Annotated in this window: 10 protein-coding genes, 2 tRNA genes and 3 rRNA genes; 2 read left to right on the top strand and 13 right to left on the bottom strand. The window is 51.4% G+C overall.

The features are described 5' to 3' along the window. Nucleotides 1-5: 5 nt before the first annotated feature. From rrf to ilvY, 9 genes are all read right to left on the bottom strand, one after another. Nucleotides 6-121 (bottom strand): 5S ribosomal RNA (gene rrf, locus H2508_RS14830). Nucleotides 122-296: 175 nt separating this feature from the next. Next, nucleotides 297-3,199: ribosomal RNA gene (locus tag H2508_RS14825) — 23S ribosomal RNA — on the bottom strand. 449 nt (nt 3,200-3,648) lie between these two features. Continuing rightward, nucleotides 3,649-3,724 (bottom strand) — tRNA-Ala (locus H2508_RS14820). A gap of 123 nt (nt 3,725-3,847) precedes the next feature. Beyond that, nucleotides 3,848-3,924, bottom strand: a tRNA-Ile gene (locus H2508_RS14815). A 96-nt stretch (nt 3,925-4,020) separates the two neighbouring features. Beyond that, nucleotides 4,021-5,554: ribosomal RNA gene (locus H2508_RS14810) — 16S ribosomal RNA — on the bottom strand. The 16S, 23S and 5S rRNA genes sit together here with 2 tRNA genes alongside, the layout of an rRNA operon. A gap of 538 nt (nt 5,555-6,092) precedes the next feature. Next, entirely contained in the window at nt 6,093-6,566 is a 474-nt protein-coding gene (locus H2508_RS14805; protein ID WP_268920764.1) for a protein-methionine-sulfoxide reductase heme-binding subunit MsrQ, read from the bottom strand. A 113-nt stretch (nt 6,567-6,679) separates the two neighbouring features. Next, nucleotides 6,680-7,660, bottom strand: a complete 981-nt coding sequence (msrP, locus tag H2508_RS14800; RefSeq protein WP_182175418.1) for a protein-methionine-sulfoxide reductase catalytic subunit MsrP — start codon at nt 7,658-7,660, stop codon at nt 6,680-6,682. 90 nt (nt 7,661-7,750) lie between these two features. After that, a complete protein-coding gene (pssA, locus tag H2508_RS14795) occupies nt 7,751-8,602 on the bottom strand; it encodes a CDP-diacylglycerol--serine O-phosphatidyltransferase (protein WP_182175417.1) in 852 nt (283 codons plus the stop codon). A 33-nt stretch (nt 8,603-8,635) separates the two neighbouring features. Continuing rightward, complete coding sequence (ilvY, locus tag H2508_RS14790; protein WP_220463802.1) at nt 8,636-9,574, bottom strand: HTH-type transcriptional activator IlvY; 939 nt, start codon at nt 9,572-9,574, stop codon at nt 8,636-8,638. Nucleotides 9,575-9,680: 106 nt separating this feature from the next. Here ilvY and ilvC point away from each other — a divergent pair, with 106 nt between their 5' ends. Then, a complete protein-coding gene (gene ilvC, locus H2508_RS14785; RefSeq protein WP_182175416.1) occupies nt 9,681-11,153 on the top strand; it encodes a ketol-acid reductoisomerase in 1,473 nt (490 codons plus the stop codon). Nucleotides 11,154-11,263: 110 nt separating this feature from the next. On the opposite strand, the gene H2508_RS14780 is transcribed toward ilvC, so the two are convergent. From H2508_RS14780 to minC, 4 genes are all read right to left on the bottom strand, one after another. Next, entirely contained in the window at nt 11,264-11,977 is a 714-nt protein-coding gene (locus H2508_RS14780; protein WP_182175414.1) for a YebC/PmpR family DNA-binding transcriptional regulator, read from the bottom strand. Nucleotides 11,978-12,111: 134 nt separating this feature from the next. Beyond that, complete coding sequence (minE, locus tag H2508_RS14775) at nt 12,112-12,366, bottom strand: cell division topological specificity factor MinE (protein ID WP_182175412.1); 255 nt, start codon at nt 12,364-12,366, stop codon at nt 12,112-12,114. Continuing rightward, the gene (minD, locus tag H2508_RS14770) at nt 12,363-13,178 is read right to left on the bottom strand and encodes a septum site-determining protein MinD (protein ID WP_182175410.1); all 816 of its coding nucleotides are present in this window, start codon (nt 13,176-13,178) and stop codon (nt 12,363-12,365) included. The genes minE and minD overlap by 4 nt, the downstream gene beginning before the upstream one ends. Before the next feature lie 46 nt (nt 13,179-13,224). After that, the gene (minC, locus tag H2508_RS14765; RefSeq protein ID WP_182175408.1) at nt 13,225-13,968 is read right to left on the bottom strand and encodes a septum site-determining protein MinC; all 744 of its coding nucleotides are present in this window, start codon (nt 13,966-13,968) and stop codon (nt 13,225-13,227) included. A 351-nt stretch (nt 13,969-14,319) separates the two neighbouring features. Between minC and H2508_RS14760 the strand changes: the two genes are divergently transcribed. Then, the gene (locus H2508_RS14760) at nt 14,320-15,831 is read left to right on the top strand and encodes a putative bifunctional diguanylate cyclase/phosphodiesterase (RefSeq protein ID WP_182175406.1); all 1,512 of its coding nucleotides are present in this window, start codon (nt 14,320-14,322) and stop codon (nt 15,829-15,831) included. Nucleotides 15,832-16,141: the final 310 nt, after the last annotated feature.

Here is a 16,141-nt window from a genome sequence, read left to right as displayed (position 1 = left end):
TTAAAGCCTGGCGATGACCTACTCTCACATGGGGAGACCCCACACTACCATCGGCGATACGTCGTTTCACTTCTGAGTTCGGAAAGGATTCAGGTGGTTCCAACGCTCTATTGTCGCCAGGCAAACTGGCTTGGATATTTCGGTCTTAGGCACTGTAGGTGCGGCCTACTTTGATCCAAATAAGGCGGTAAATTAAGCTGTCTGTTCTTTCTGAGTTGCCTAGCAACTCTGGACTTAATCACAACATCCGCTGTCTACTCATACTCGCCTTGCGGCAAGCAAATAACTTGGATTATATGGTCAAGCCTCACGGGCAATTAGTACTGGTTAGCTCAACGCCTTACAGCGCTTCCACACCCAGCCTATCAACGTTGTAGTCTTCAACGGCCCTTTAGGGGAATTAAATTCCCAGGGAGAACTCATCTTGGGAGGGGCTTCCCGCTTAGATGCTTTCAGCGGTTATCCTGTCCGAACGTAGCTACCGGGCAATGCGTCTGGCGACACAACCCGAACACCAGTGGTTCGTCCACTCCGGTCCTCTCGTACTAGGAGCAGCTTCCCTCAATTCTCCAACGCCCACGGCAGATAGGGACCGAACTGTCTCACGACGTTCTAAACCCAGCTCGCGTACCACTTTAAATGGCGAACAGCCATACCCTTGGGACCGGCTTCAGCCCCAGGATGTGATGAGCCGACATCGAGGTGCCAAACACCGCCGTCGATGTGAACTCTTGGGCGGTATCAGCCTGTTATCCCCGGAGTACCTTTTATCCGTTGAGCGATGGCCCTTCCATACAGAACCACCGGATCACTAAGACCTACTTTCGTACCTGCTCGACTTGTCAGTCTCGCAGTCAAGCGCGCTTGTGCCTTTACACTAACCTCATGATTTCCGACCATGATTAGCGCACCTTCGTGCTCCTCCGTTACTCTTTGGGAGGAGACCGCCCCAGTCAAACTACCCACCACACAATGTCCTCGATCCAGATAATGGACCTAAGTTAGAACCTCAACTTTACCAGGCTGGTATTTCAAGGTTGGCTCCACAACAGCTAGCGCCATTGCTTCAAAGCCTCCCAGCTATCCTACACAAATAAAGTCAAAGTCCACTGTGAAGCTATAGTAAAGGTTCACGGGGTCTTTCCGTCTAGCCGCGGGTATACGGCATCTTAACCGCAAATTCAATTTCACTGAGTCTCGGGTGGAGACAGTGTGGCCATCGTTACGCCATTCGTGCAGGTCGGAACTTACCCGACAAGGAATTTCGCTACCTTAGGACCGTTATAGTTACGGCCGCCGTTTACCGGGGCTTCGATCAAGAGCTTCGCCGAAGCTAACCCCATCAATTAACCTTCCGGCACCGGGCAGGCGTCACACCGTATACGTCCACTTTCGTGTTTGCACAGTGCTATGTTTTTAATAAACAGTCGCAGCCACCTGGTCACTTCGGCCAGCCTCAGCTTAGGGAGCAAGTCCCATCACCAAAACCGGCGTACCTTCTCCCGAAGTTACGGTACCATTTTGCCTAGTTCCTTCACCCGAGTTCTCTCAAGCGCCTTGGTATTCTCTACCTGATCACCTGTGTCGGTTTACAGTACGGTTCCTTCATATCTGAAGCTTAGAAGCTTTTCCTGGAAGCATGGCATCAATCACTTCGCTCGATCTTTCGAAAGAGCTCGTCATCAACTCTCAGCCTTAACCGCCCGGATTTACCTAAGCAGTCAGCCTACAGCCTTAAACAGGGACAACCATCGCCCTGATGACCTAGCCTACTCCGTCCCTCCATCGCAATATGAAGAAGTACGGGAATATTAACCCGTTTCCCATCGACTACGGCTTTCGCCCTCGCCTTAGGGGCCGACTCACCCTGCGCCGATTAGCGTTGCGCAGGAAACCTTGATCTTCCGGCGGGGAGGTTTTTCACCCCCCTTATCGTTACTCATGTCAGCATTCGCACTTCTGATACCTCCAGCAAACCTCCCGGTTCACCTTCAACGGCTTACAGAACGCTCCTCTACCATGCATATAAATATGCATCCGCAGCTTCGGTTACCAGTTTAGCCCCGTTAAATCTTCCGCGCAGGCCGACTCGACTAGTGAGCTATTACGCTTTCTTTAAAGGATGGCTGCTTCTAAGCCAACCTCCTAGCTGTCTAAGCCTTCCCACATCGTTTCCCACTTAACTGGTATTGGGGACCTTAGCTGGCGGTCTGGGTTGTTGCCCTCTCGACAACGGACGTTAGCACCCGCTGTCTTTCTGCCATGATTGTACTCCTAGGTATTCGGAGTTTGCATCGGGTTGGTAAGTCGGGATGACCCCCTAGCCGAAACAGTGCTCTACCCCCTAGGGTAAGACATGACGCTCTACCTAAATAGATTTCGAGGAGAACCAGCTATCTCCGGGCTTGATTAGCCTTTCACTCCGATCCACAGCTCATCCCCTCATTTTTCAACATAAGTGGGTTCGAGCCTCCAGTCAGTGTTACCTAACCTTCACTCTGGCCATGGATAGATCGCCCGGTTTCGGGTCTACTGCCTGCAACTATGCGCCCTATTAAGACTCGGTTTCCCTACGCCTCCCCTATGCGGTTAAGCTTGCTACAGACAATAAGTCGCTGACCCATTATACAAAAGGTACGCAGTCACACCACGAAGGTGCTCCCACTGCTTGTACGCATACGGTTTCAGGTTCTATTTCACTCCCCTCTCCGGGGTTCTTTTCGCCTTTCCCTCACGGTACTGGTTCACTATCGGTCAGTCAGGAGTATTTAGCCTTGGAGGATGGTCCCCCCATCTTCAGACAAGATAACACGTGTCCCGTCCTACTTATCGCAAGCTTAGTACCACAAAAGCGTTTTCGTGTACGGGGCTATCACCCTCTATCGCCGGACTTTCCAGACCGTTCCACTAACCCTTCTGCTATCACTTGCAGGCTGTTCCCCGTTCGCTCGCCGCTACTGAGGGAATCTCAATTGATTTCTCTTCCTAAGGGTACTTAGATGTTTCAGTTCCCCTCGTTCGCCTCCTACACCTATGTATTCAGTGCAGGATACCCAACTTACATTGGGCGGGTTTCCCCATTCGGACATCTCCGGATCAAAGTCTGTTTGCCGACTCCCCGAAGCTTTTCGCAGGCTACAACGTCCTTCATCGCCTCTGACTGCCAAGGCATCCACCGTATGCGCTTAGTCACTTGACCATATAACCGAAGTTATCTGTTCTCTTGTTAGCACAAGAGATCCACCGCTTTTTAACAACAAAAGCAGTGTTCAAGTAGACAGTTCCCTGACCCCCTTAACACAGGCCAGGTACTTAGTAGACAAGAACCGATCAAAGTTCTTGCCCGCCGGATGTTGTGACGCTTAAGTCACAGTGTTGTTTAAAACAACTCGTTTCGATAGCGGGGAATTGATACCCGCTATCAAGAACAATTATCTAAGGATTCTTCAATTCACCGAACCCGAGGGTTGGTGCCTTGCTTGAATCCAAAGACTCAGCTTAATTTACCTTGTTAAAGAACTGTCCGGTTGTGAAAACCAGAAACAAACACACTCATCAGTATTGTTGACAATGTGCTTCTTTCTGAATTCCAATCGATGCGTGGGGATCCCATCCTAACAAACTCATAACTTACAAGCTTGCGAGAAGTGGTGGAGCTATGCGGGATCGAACCGCAGACCTCCTGCGTGCAAGGCAGGCGCTCTCCCAGCTGAGCTATAGCCCCAAGTAAAAGTGTACCAGCAGCAATCACAATACCTGCCAAGTTCACCAAACTGTGCTGATCGCGCTGCGAAGGGCATCGCATACTGCTATGCAAGTGACTTCACGACGAAGATCAGGAGTGATTTGGTAGGCCTGGGCAGATTTGAACTGCCGACCTCACCCTTATCAGGGGTGCGCTCTAACCAACTGAGCTACAGGCCTAAAAAAAGGCACAGCGAAGCTCATGATTACTGTCGCATCAACCGTTCAAGACGAAGACAAATGTGTGAACACTTATCAAGACGTGTCACTATCGTTTAAGGAGGTGATCCAGCCCCAGGTTCCCCTAGGGCTACCTTGTTACGACTTCACCCCAGTCATGAATCACAAAGTGGTGAGCGACCTCCCGAAGGTTAGTCTACCCACTTCTTTTGCAACCCACTCCCATGGTGTGACGGGCGGTGTGTACAAGGCCCGGGAACGTATTCACCGTGGCATTCTGATCCACGATTACTAGCGATTCCGACTTCATGGAGTCGAGTTGCAGACTCCAATCCGGACTACGAAACGTTTTGTGGGATTCGCTCCCCCTCGCGGGTTAGCAGCCCTCTGTACGCTCCATTGTAGCACGTGTGTAGCCCAGGTCGTAAGGGCCATGATGACTTGACGTCGTCCCCACCTTCCTCCGGTTTGTCACCGGCAGTCTCCTTAGAGTTCCCACCATTACGTGCTGGCAACTAAGGACAAGGGTTGCGCTCGTTACGGGACTTAACCCAACATCTCACGACACGAGCTGACGACAGCCATGCAGCACCTGTCACTGCGTTCCCGAAGGCACTAATCTATCTCTAGAAAATTCGCAGGATGTCAAGACCTGGTAAGGTTCTTCGCGTTGCATCGAATTAAACCACATGCTCCACCGCTTGTGCGGGCCCCCGTCAATTCATTTGAGTTTTAACCTTGCGGCCGTACTCCCCAGGCGGTCTACTTAGTGCGTTAGCTGCGCCACCAAGGAATCAAGTTCCCCAACGGCTAGTAGACATCGTTTACGGCGTGGACTACCAGGGTATCTAATCCTGTTTGCTCCCCACGCTTTCGCACCTCAGCGTCAGTATCGAGCCAGGAGGCCGCCTTCGCCACCGGTATTCCCCCACATATCTACGCATTTCACCGCTACACGTGGAATTCTACCTCCCTCTCTCGTACTCTAGTCGGCCAGTATCGGATGCAGGTCCCAGGTTGAGCCCAGGGCTTTCACATCCGACTTAACAAACCGCCTACGCGCGCTTTACGCCCAGTAATTCCGATTAACGCTTGCACCCTCCGTATTACCGCGGCTGCTGGCACGGAGTTAGCCGGTGCTTCTTCTAAAGGTAATGTCACAGTTGAGTGCTATTAACACACAACCTTTCTTCCCAATTGAAAGTGCTTTACAACCCTAGGGCCTTCTTCACACACGCGGCATGGCTGCGTCAGGCTTTCGCCCATTGCGCAATATTCCCCACTGCTGCCTCCCGTAGGAGTCCGGGCCGTGTCTCAGTCCCGGTGTGGCTGATCATCCTCTCAGACCAGCTATGGATCGTCGCCTTGGTGAGCCTTTACCTCACCAACAAGCTAATCCAACGCAGGCTCGTCTAATAGCGCGAGGCCCTAAGGTCCCCCGCTTTCCCCCGTAGGGCGTATGCGGTATTAGCAGCTGTTTCCAGCTGTTATCCCCCACTACTAGGTAGATTCCTGCGCATTACTCACCCGTCCGCCGCTCTACTCACACCGAAGTGCTTTCGCGCTCGACTTGCATGTGTTAGGCCTGCCGCCAGCGTTCAATCTGAGCCATGATCAAACTCTTCAGTTTAATCTTTTACCTCTGTCGCAATACCTGCCAACAAGAGGGGTCATTTACGTGGTTACCCCACGGCAACGACCAAATCTCGGCTCAGACACAATTATCGAAAAATCAAGAATTCATAATGAATCAATGAGTCACTTGTTGTGTCTGATAATAGTCGTGACTACCATCTCAACAAGTGCCCACACATCTGTCTTCGTCTTCTTGTTAAACAACACCAGGTCGCCGGGACTCTGGTTAGTCAGTTGAGGTTGCCCCCTAACTGAGGATGCGCATTTTACGCACCTTTTGTTTTCTTGCAAGCACTTTTTGTAAAAAATTTTCAGATCTTTTACAACCTTCACTGTTTTAACTGCAGATCTGGTAGCGCCTTAGCGAGAGGCGCGCATTATACGCTGCCTTTCAGTTCTTGCAAGCACCTTTTGTAAAAATCTTTCTGATTCTTTACAACCCTTCCCTGACCATCCAGTTCCGGGGGCGCCTTAGCGAGAGGTGCGCATTCTACTGACTTCGAAGCTTTGCGCAAGCTCTATTTGAAAAAAATTTACAAAGTACCTTTTGAGCCCTTCTTAGGGATCAAGCGCCACGCCAAAAGCAGCGCCGCCAAAACAGTATAGACCAATGATTCGCTAATGTCAGAGCGCGCCTGCCAAAGTAAATGCAAGCAAGCTAAGAGCGTCGCGGGATAGATAAGCCGATGCAATTTTCGCCAGTTGCGCCGCAAACGCCGCTGCCATGCTTTGCTTGATGTGATCGCTAGAGGCAGCATCAGCAACCAAGCTGTAAAGCCGGCCGCTATATATGGCCGCCTTATCAACTCATCAAGCAAGAGCGAGGGCTGCCACGCTATATAGAAATGACTAAAAGAGGCCAAGTGCATGCTGGCATAGAAAAAACTGAATAGCCCCAAGATCCGCCGACAGCTCAAAATCATCGACCAAGCTGTCCACTGCCTAAGGGGTGAGACTAATAGGGTCAACAGTAACATTCGCAATGCCCATTGGCCGCTGCGCCCCATAACTTGTTCCGCCGGATCTGGGCCTAGGCCTGAGTTTAGGCCGTCAATTACCAAGCCGATAAATGGCGTGATACACAACACAAACACTACACTGCGGAGCGGCACACTCCCCATTAGTAATATTTGCTCAGGTCCATACCTCGATACAGCTCAGCAACCTGCTCTTCGTAGCCATTAAACATCCGCGTCGGAATCCGGTTTGGTCTAAAGAGACTAGAAGGCAATCGGCGCTCAAATTTCTGACTCCAACGCGGGTGGTCCACCGCTGGATTCACGTTAGAGTAAAAACCGTACTCCCTCGGCGCTAAGCTTTGCCATGAGGTCGCCGGCTGCCGATCGACTAATTTGATACTGACTATAGACTTAATGCTCTTAAAACCGTACTTCCAAGGCACCACCAAACGCAGCGGCGCCCCGTTTTGATGCGGGAGTGTTTTGCCGTAAAGCCCTACGGCAATTAAGGTTAATGGGTGCATCGCTTCATCAAGACGCAAACCTTCACGGTAGGGCCAGTCAATGATACTGCCAAAAGATCGCGTGCCGCGCATTTCACTGCGCCGGTAAAGAGTACGGAACTCAACATACTTAGCGGTCGACAAGGGCTGAAAGCGCTGCAACAAGTCCGCCAACGGGAAGCCAATCCACGGCACCACCATTGACCAAGCTTCAACGCATCGCAAACGATAGATGCGCTCCTCAAGATCAAAGCCTGAGAGCAAATCCTCAAGGTTTAATTTCCCCGGCTTTAGTACCAGCCCTGACACCTCCACCGCCCATGGATCAATAGTCATTTCTTTGGCATAGCGAGCCGGATCATCTTTGTCAGTGCCAAATTCATAAAAATTATTATAGGCAGTGATATCGGCGTAGGGGGTCTTTTGCTCTGAGCTTGAAAACTGCTCACCTTCGGGTGAGGTGAAATCTAAGGGCCGCGGAGCGCTGCCCGTAGAAGCTGCTGTCAACGGGGCCGCAGCCAAGGCCATAGTTGAAAGCCCGAGACCAGCGGCACGCATTAACTCCCTGCGATTCAGATAAACACTCTCCGGAGTAATCTCACTGGAGTCTATCTTGGGGACCACAAACCGTCGGGACATATGCCGTTCCTTCTCTGCGCACCACTTAACTATCAGAGTCAAGTCGAGGGCTTTGGTTCACCGCCTTAAGAAAACAAGGCAGTGATAAAGCTAAGGGGACTGGCGCTCGCGCCAGCGCTTCAGCTGCAACACAGGTCCCGACACCGCATAGGCGAGGAATGTAAAGAGCAATATCAGTGGTGGATCCAAGGTCACCAGGCCAAAGGCAAAAACCACCAAGATAATCGCCACAAAGGGGACTCGACCACGGAAGTCGACTCCTTTGAAACTATAATAGGGGAAATTCGCGATCATCAAAAAGCCCACTGCTGCAGTCATGATCGCCACAATAATAGCGAGCTCTCCTGGCAAATCATCGCCGACCCAGCCCGCATTGTGACAAACCCAAACCGCACTGGCGATTATCGCCGCTGCCGCAGGGCTGGCCAGGCCGGTGAAATAGTTGTTGTCCGCTGTATCAACCTTGGTGTTAAAGCGAGCCAAACGCAAGGCTGCACAAGCCACATAAATAAAAGCCGCGCTCCAGCCAAACTTGCCGAGATCTCCTAGCCCCCAACTGAACATCACCAGAGAAGGTGCCACACCAAAAGACACCATATCCGCGAGACTATCGTACTCCGCGCCAAACTTGCTGCTAGTGTTGGTTAGGCGAGCAATGCGGCCGTCGAGTCCGTCGAGTATGCCAGCGCAGAATATCGCTATGGCAGCACTTTCAAATTCACCGCGCATCGCGGCAATTACGGCATAGAAGCCAGCAAACAACGCCCCTGTGGTAATTAAATTGGGCAGTAGAAAAATGCCCTGGCGACGCACTGTGTGGCCGTTCTCTGAGACCTCTTCTTCTAACTCATCCACCAGTAAATCTAGGGGTGGGCTTAACGCTGCAGTGTCATCTGCCTGAGCTGAGGTCTGATTGTGCTGAGCTTTCTCGTGTTCAGTCATGTGTATGCAACCTGAAAATCAGCGCGCATTGTATCAAACTGTGCGGGCAAAAGTGCTGGCCGCGACATCCCAAAAAGATTTTACTAAAGGGTCCATTAAGGTCTTGCGTGGTGCGCACAAACCAATACTCAAGGCTGGTAGCGACTCCCATACGGGTATCTGACTGACTCGCTCGGCCATACCACCGGCGCGAATGACCAACTCTGGGGCGATACCTACCCCCAAACCCAAGCCCACCATGGCTACTATTGCCTCATGGCCAGCCACTTGAGCGTAAATTCGCGGCTTGATTGCACAGCTTTCAAACCAGAGATCGAGCATATCACGGGTCACTCCCCGCTCAGGCACTATAAATGGCAAACTGCCCCAGTCGAATTCACGAGCACTGCTGTCGCCCTCTAGCACCTGACGGCGCACTGCGCAGTCTGCAGCGGGCATACAAAATACCATCGCGCTTTCCTGCAGAGGCAGAAAGGCGAGCCTAGGATTGAGTTGCGCAGGCCGCCCCGTCACAGCCACGTCATACTGGCCCACCAAAAGCTTTTCGATTCCGTCGGCGGGATCGCCTGTGTGAAGCAGGATTTCAACACCTGGATGACTGCTGCGGAAAGATTCCAAAATGGGCGACAAAATACTGTAAGTGGCGGTGACCGAGCAGTACAAGCTCACCTCACCCGAAAGTTGCGCCCCGTCGGTCAATTGTCGGCGAGTGCGCAACCAGTCCTCAACCGCACGCTGCGCATAGCTGCGAAAATCACGACCCGCAGGCGTCAATCGCACCCGTCGATTGTCTCGCTCCAGCAGCAAACGGCCCAACTCTTCTTCCAGGCGTTGCACACTGCGACTGACCGCACTAACACTCATGTGCAGCTGCTCACTGCTGCGACTGAAGCTCAGAGTATCGGAGACCGAGAGGAAAACTTGTAGGGTTTTAATATCCACGGCAGCGACTTTAATACGACCTTTGCGCAATACGCAATACTGTTTCCATAATTTATCGTTTTACGCAAACAAGATATTCCCGTATCGTGCACGCTGTCTCACTCATTATGCCAATTGACTATACGAGGACATCACCATGGCACAGAACTACTTCAACACTCTGCCCTTGCGCCTGCAACTGCAACAGCTGGGCAAGTGCCGCTTTATGGATCGCAGCGAGTTTGCTGATGGCGTAGAAGCCTTGCGCGGTAAAAAACTGGTTATCGTTGGCTGTGGCGCTCAGGGCCTGAACCAAGGTCTCAACCTGCGCGACAGTGGACTCGATGTGTCTTATACACTGCGCGATGCCGCAATTGCTGAGAAGCGTCAGTCTTGGAAGAACGCGACCGAAAACGGCTTTACCGTTGGCAGCTACGAAGAGCTTATCCCTCAGGCCGATCTGGTACTGAACCTAACCCCAGACAAGCAACACACTGCGGTAATTGAACAAATTATGCCGCTGATGAAGAAAAATGCCTGCTTGGCCTACTCCCATGGTTTTAACATCGTGGAAGAAGGCATGAAGATCCGTGAAGACCTGACCGTGATCATGGTTGCCCCTAAGTGCCCCGGCACCGAGGTTCGCGAAGAATACAAGCGTGGTTTCGGCGTTCCGACACTGATCGCAGTGCACACTGAAAATGACCCACGCGGTGAAGGCTTGGAGCTTGCCAAAGCCTACGCAGCTGGCACTGGCGGCCATCGCGCTGGTGTTCTCGAGTCATCCTTTATTGCCGAAGTGAAATCTGACCTAATGGGTGAGCAAACCATCCTCTGCGGCATGCTCCAGACTGGTTCAATTCTGTGCTACGACAAAATGGTCGAGAAAGGCATCGATAGCGCCTACGCTTCACGCCTGATTCAGTACGGCTGGGAAACGATTACCGAAGGCCTCAAGCACGGCGGCATCACCAACATGATGGACCGCTTATCTAACCCAGCCAAAATCCGTGCTTTCCACTTGGCTGAAGAACTGAAAGACATCATGCGTCCGCTCTACGAAAAGCATCAAGATGACATTATGACTGGCCACTTCTCCAGCACCATGATGAAAGACTGGGCTAACGACGACGCCGACCTGCTGAAGTGGCGTGCCGCCACCGCGGAAACCGCCTTCGAGCGCTCCGACAATAGCAATGTCGAAATCAGCGAGCAGGAGTTTTACGACAATGGCATTTTGATGGTAGCCATGGTCAAAGCCGGTGTCGAACTAGCCTTCGAAACCATGGTCGCAGCAGGCATCATCGGCGAGTCGGCTTACTATGAGTCGCTGCACGAAACGCCGCTGATTGCCAACACCATCGCGCGCAGAAAGCTCTATGAAATGAACGTAGTCATCTCAGATACTGCCGAATACGGCTGCTACCTATTTGACCACGCTTGCCGCCCGCTGTTGGCAGACTTCATGGCCGGTATCGATACTGATGTCATTGGCAAGGGTATCGCCGGAGATAACGGTGTAGATAACCGTGAGTTAATCGCTATCAACGAAGTCATTCGCAGCCACCCCGTTGAAGTTGTCGGCAAGAAGCTACGCGGTTACATGACTGCTATGCAGCGCATCGTGTAACTCACTGCCTGTTAAACAAAAAAGGGCCGCAAGGCCCTTTTTTTTGCCCCATTGGGCACAGTGAAATACGAACGCGCCCGACTCAGTCCAAGGCGCCCTAGATGCTAGGGCTATGCTGCGTTGTGATAGACCCGCTGCACATCATCCACGTCGTCGAGCATATCAAGAAACTTTTCAAGTAAAGCCTGTTCCTCAGCTTCTAAGGACGTTGATGTTTGGGCTAGGAACTGAATCTCATCAACTTCAAAGTCTAGCTCACCTAACTCATCAATGAGTGCTTGCTTGGCTTTAAAATACTCAGCTTGGGGTATGAACACGGTGATCTTGCTCTGCTCCGACTCAATGTCCATGACATCGACGTCATGGTTCATTAGGGCTTCCAAAACTGCTTCTTCATCATCGCCAGCAAAAACCAAAATGCCGCAATGATCGAACATATGGGACACACTGCCCTGGGCGCCGATCTTACACTTACATTTGGTAAAACAATTGCGCACCTCACCAATCGTGCGGTTGGCGTTATCAGTCAGACACTCCACAATTACCATGCATCCGCCGGGGCCAAAGCCCTCGTAACGCGCCAGCACAAAATCTTCGCCTGCACCGCCTTTTGCCTTATCAATGGCCTTTTCGATAACGTGAGCTGGGACCTGCTCTTTTTTGGCCCGATCAATCACACTGCGCAGCGCAAGATTGCCCTCGGGGTCAAGGCCCCCAGATTTGGCGGTGACATAAATTAGACGCGCATACTTGCTGTAAACTCGGGCTTTAGCGTCCGAGGTTTTAGCCATCGATTCTTTGCGGTTCTGGTAGGCTCTACCCATCTGTGTTCCTGTGTATTGGCCCCGGCCCTAATAAAGCCAAAGCAACAAAAATGCGCCACCTGATACTCCCCGCCTAGCGAGCATCAAAAGTAGCGTTCAATCGTTTCCCAAGCAGCTAAGCCTTTAGTGCAGCCTTAGCCAGGTAGAGTGACATTCAGTTCCAGCACCGAGCAGTTATCACTGTCATCGACCTGTACCTGCACGTCTTCCTGATCGACAGGAACGTACTTGCGAATCACCTCTAGTATTTCCTGCTGCATGCGCGGCAGGTAATCTGGTTGGTTACGCTGCCCCCGCTGGTGGGCAACGATAACCTGTAAGCGCTCCTTCGCTGTCGTTGCCGAAGCGGCTGGAGCACGCTTAGTACGAAAGTAATTGAAAATGCTCATGCCCGCCCTCCTAGCAGACGCTTGAAGAAGCCGGGGCGCTCCTCATCCACAAAACGGTGTTCCACGGCCTTACCGAGCAGGCGCTCTACAGCATCACTGTATGCTTGACCAGCAGCAGCTTCGCTATTCAATATGACCGGCTCACCTTGGTTAGATGCCTTCAGCACGTCCTGAGACTCCGGGATCACGCCGAGCAAGGGAATAGCCAGAATATCTTCCACATCAGCCACACTGAGCATTTCACCAGCATTCACTCGGGCTGGATTATAGCGAGTGATAAGCAAGTGTTCCTTTACTGGCTCTTGGCCTTCTCGGGCTCGCAGCGACTTACTTTGCAAAATGCCTAATATGCGGTCTGAGTCGCGCACTGATGAGACTTCTGGGTTGGTCACCACAATGGCCTCATCAGCAAAGAGCAGCGCCATTTGGGCGCCCTTCTCAATACCGGCAGGTGAGTCACAAATTATGTACTCAAACCTCTCTTTTAGCTCTTCTAGGACCTTCGCCACGCTTTCTTCCGTCAGTGCGTCTTTGTCTCGGGTCTGAGAAGCAGGCAGTATGTAAAGGTTGTCAGTGCGCTTATCCTTGATCATGGCTTGATTGAGCGTCGCCTCTTCATTGATCACATTGACGAAGTCGTACACTACGCGACGCTCGCAGCCCATGATCAGGTCGAGGTTACGCAGGCCCACATCGAAGTCGATAATAATGGTGGAGTGTCCACGCTGAGCGAGGCCTGTGCCAATGGCGGCGCTACTAGTGGTTTTGCCCACGCCGCCCTTACCTGATGTTACTACGATGATTTTTGCCACAAAGGGGCTCCTGTCGTATTGGTATCAATAAATAATATTGCTGTTATCAAAGCGCCGAAACATTTAGCACATCACCCTGCAGGGCAACTTGTGCGGGTTTACGGTGGACCGACTCCGTTAGCGCGTCACTAAGCAAAAAATGTCCGGCAACTGAAATCAGTTCTGCATCCATATTCTGGCAAAAAATCCGCGCTGAAGCATCACCGTGCACGCCAGCGAGCGCCCTGCCCCGCAGAGCGCCATAAATATGAATATTGCCATCAGCCAGTACTTCCGCCCCTTCACTCACTTGTGCAAGAACAATTAAGTCACCACCTTCGGCGTAAATTTGCTGCCCGGAGCGCACTGGGCGAGTAATGGTCCGAGTTGGCCTGCTCCCGGGCCGCTGGGGGCTGCTCTCGGTGTGCAATTCTACCGCAGGCTCTGGCTCTGCCGCAGCTGGCGCAGCTTCTCTGGACGGGATGTTCCGGCCGCGAGCTGTTCCGGGCGGTAAAACTGCCAATCCCGTTGCCGCCGCGGCAGCGCTAAATCTTGGGGGCAGCGCTCGGAAAGCGATCGGGCGCAGCTCCAAGGCCCGGCATTGCGTCAGCAGGGCTTCAAAATCTACCTCAGGGTGATCAACATCGAGCGATTCGAGACTGATAACCACTGGCGAGCCCTCAAATAGCTGAGGCGCTTGGCGGATTCTAGCCTCAAGTTGGGCAGAAAATTCTTCGGGGGCATAACGGTGCAGCTCAAGCACCACAACAGTGACGGTGCTGCCTTTTAGCTGAAAATCAGGGGCGCTCATACAGCGGACTACTTTACTTAAAAATAAACTCGGGCCGCCATTATGGAGTGGCACAAAGCAGTGTCAACCTGATTTATGGCGAAGTGGCAAGCTAAGGCGCGCCCAGAGCCCCCGGCCTAGCTCTGAATAGCCATAATTTTGTCTTGGCAAGCACGAACAGGATTTAAAAACCCTCGCTAGCAAGCAAAATACTGGTATTGTGTAATACTTAGGCGTGTAGGCCAGCTCGGCGCCTCTATCACGCTGGCCTGGCTGGTAATATAAAGGCTCTGGTGCAATCGCTGGGGCAAATAAAAATCACTTACGAAGTCCCTTAGTACGGTTCGTTTAAGTCCTGTAATGGATGGTCACATGGAACGCGCTTTTAACTCTGCTCTGCGCATTGCACTCATTTACCTTATTTTGGGCTTTTGCTGGATTTACTTCTCCGACTCAGCACTGGAGCCATTTGCCAACACGAACAGCGCCATCCTCACCAAACTACAGAATTACAAAGGATGGGCTTATGTCTTCTTCACCTCCATTTTGCTTTTTTTTCTCACCTATTACAGCTTCCGCAAAATCCAAAGATTACAAGAGCGCGACCCACTGACTCAGCTGTTACGCAATCGCCCTTTCAAAATCTATTTGGATGAGATGCTCGAACAGGCAGGTGCAGATCAGCAGACAATTATCGTGCTGCACTTGGATATCAATAACTTTAAAACTCTCGTCGCCCGTGTTGGCCGCGCTAATACCGACGCCCTTCTTGCCAACTGGGGCAAGCATCTGAGGGAGCATTACAAGTCGGATGTGCTGCTGTCACACTTAGGCCAAGATGAATTTGGCATCGCACTCCCCCTTCCAGATAGCAGCGAGAAAACTCGGCGAACTGCTACCGACAAATTGCGACAACTTTTTAATAACGTCGCCCAGCAGCAAAACCTGAAGGTCACCTGCTCAATAGGTGCGGCCTTGTCACCGAATGACGGCGATGACGCCGATGTATTGATGGCAAAGGCCAATGATGCTCTGAGGGTCTCGCGCAAAAGTGGACTCGGTCGCACTAACTATTTTAATACTGAGCTTGCAAAACGGGAAAACGAGGAGTTTGAATTACTAGAGGATTTAGTTGATGCCATCGACAAAAACCAGCTCAGCTTAGTTTACCAGCCACAATTTCGGCTTTTGGATAACTCAATCAGTGGCTGTGAAGTGCTAGTGCGCTGGTCTAGTAAGCGCCACGGTGATGTTTCACCAGACCTTTTTGTGCAGCTGGCTGAAAGACACCAAGTGGCATCGCTAATCACGGACTTTGTTATCAGCCGCTCAAGCAAAGAACTGCAAGAAATTGGCGTCGACCTACTTCGCTTGCCACGGGTATCAATTAATATTTCGGCTCAAGAGTTCACCCAAAAGAACTTTAAAAAAACTCTTACCGCATCTCTTAAACACGCTGAACCACTTCGTGCCATTCTTCAATTAGAGATCACCGAAACCGCTGCACTGTCCAACATTCAAGCGTCAACACTTCTCATGAGCCGCCTTAAAAACCAAGGGCTACACTTTTCTATTGATGATTTTGGCACTGGCTACTCAAGCTTGGAGTTAATCAGAGAGCTACCTATTGATGAACTAAAAATCGACCGCAGCTTTATCACCCACATTGCCACTCAAGCCCGCTCAGCTGTCATTGTAAAATCTATGATTGATCTGGCACATACTTTCGGACTTAGAGCTCTGGCCGAAGGCGTTGAGTCTCTGGCACAACAACAGCTATTAAAAGAAATGGGCTGTGATGAGGCCCAAGGCTGGCAGCTCGCAGCACCGATGGTAGCGCTGGACTTTCAAAAGTTTTTGAGCGGCATAGAGCAACAGGCCTAGTACTAGTCCAGTAGCAATTTATCGAGTACAGCAAAAAGCGCATGCTGTCTTGCTCAGCAGTAAATAAGCCAGCATTAAGACCAAATAATACCTAGATACCAAGGACAGATATTTTGCCAACGCCTCTTCACTATGGCTAAAACCTAGACTACTCACTGAGCTAAGCTCCCCCTTCCAGACGCCCTCCCCAAAGCTGCTAAAAAACACTGACTAAGAAGTACTTGTAGACTGTTGAGCAGTTCGCCTAGTATTAGGACAGGCTCGCGTATTGCGGTCACGCTACTACGCGGCAATATTATAAAAATAACTT

Source organism: Sediminihaliea albiluteola (genome assembly GCF_014077625.1).
Taxonomy (GTDB): Bacteria; Pseudomonadota; Gammaproteobacteria; order Pseudomonadales; family Halieaceae; genus Sediminihaliea; species Sediminihaliea albiluteola.
This window is presented reverse-complemented; position numbering and strand designations above follow the sequence as displayed.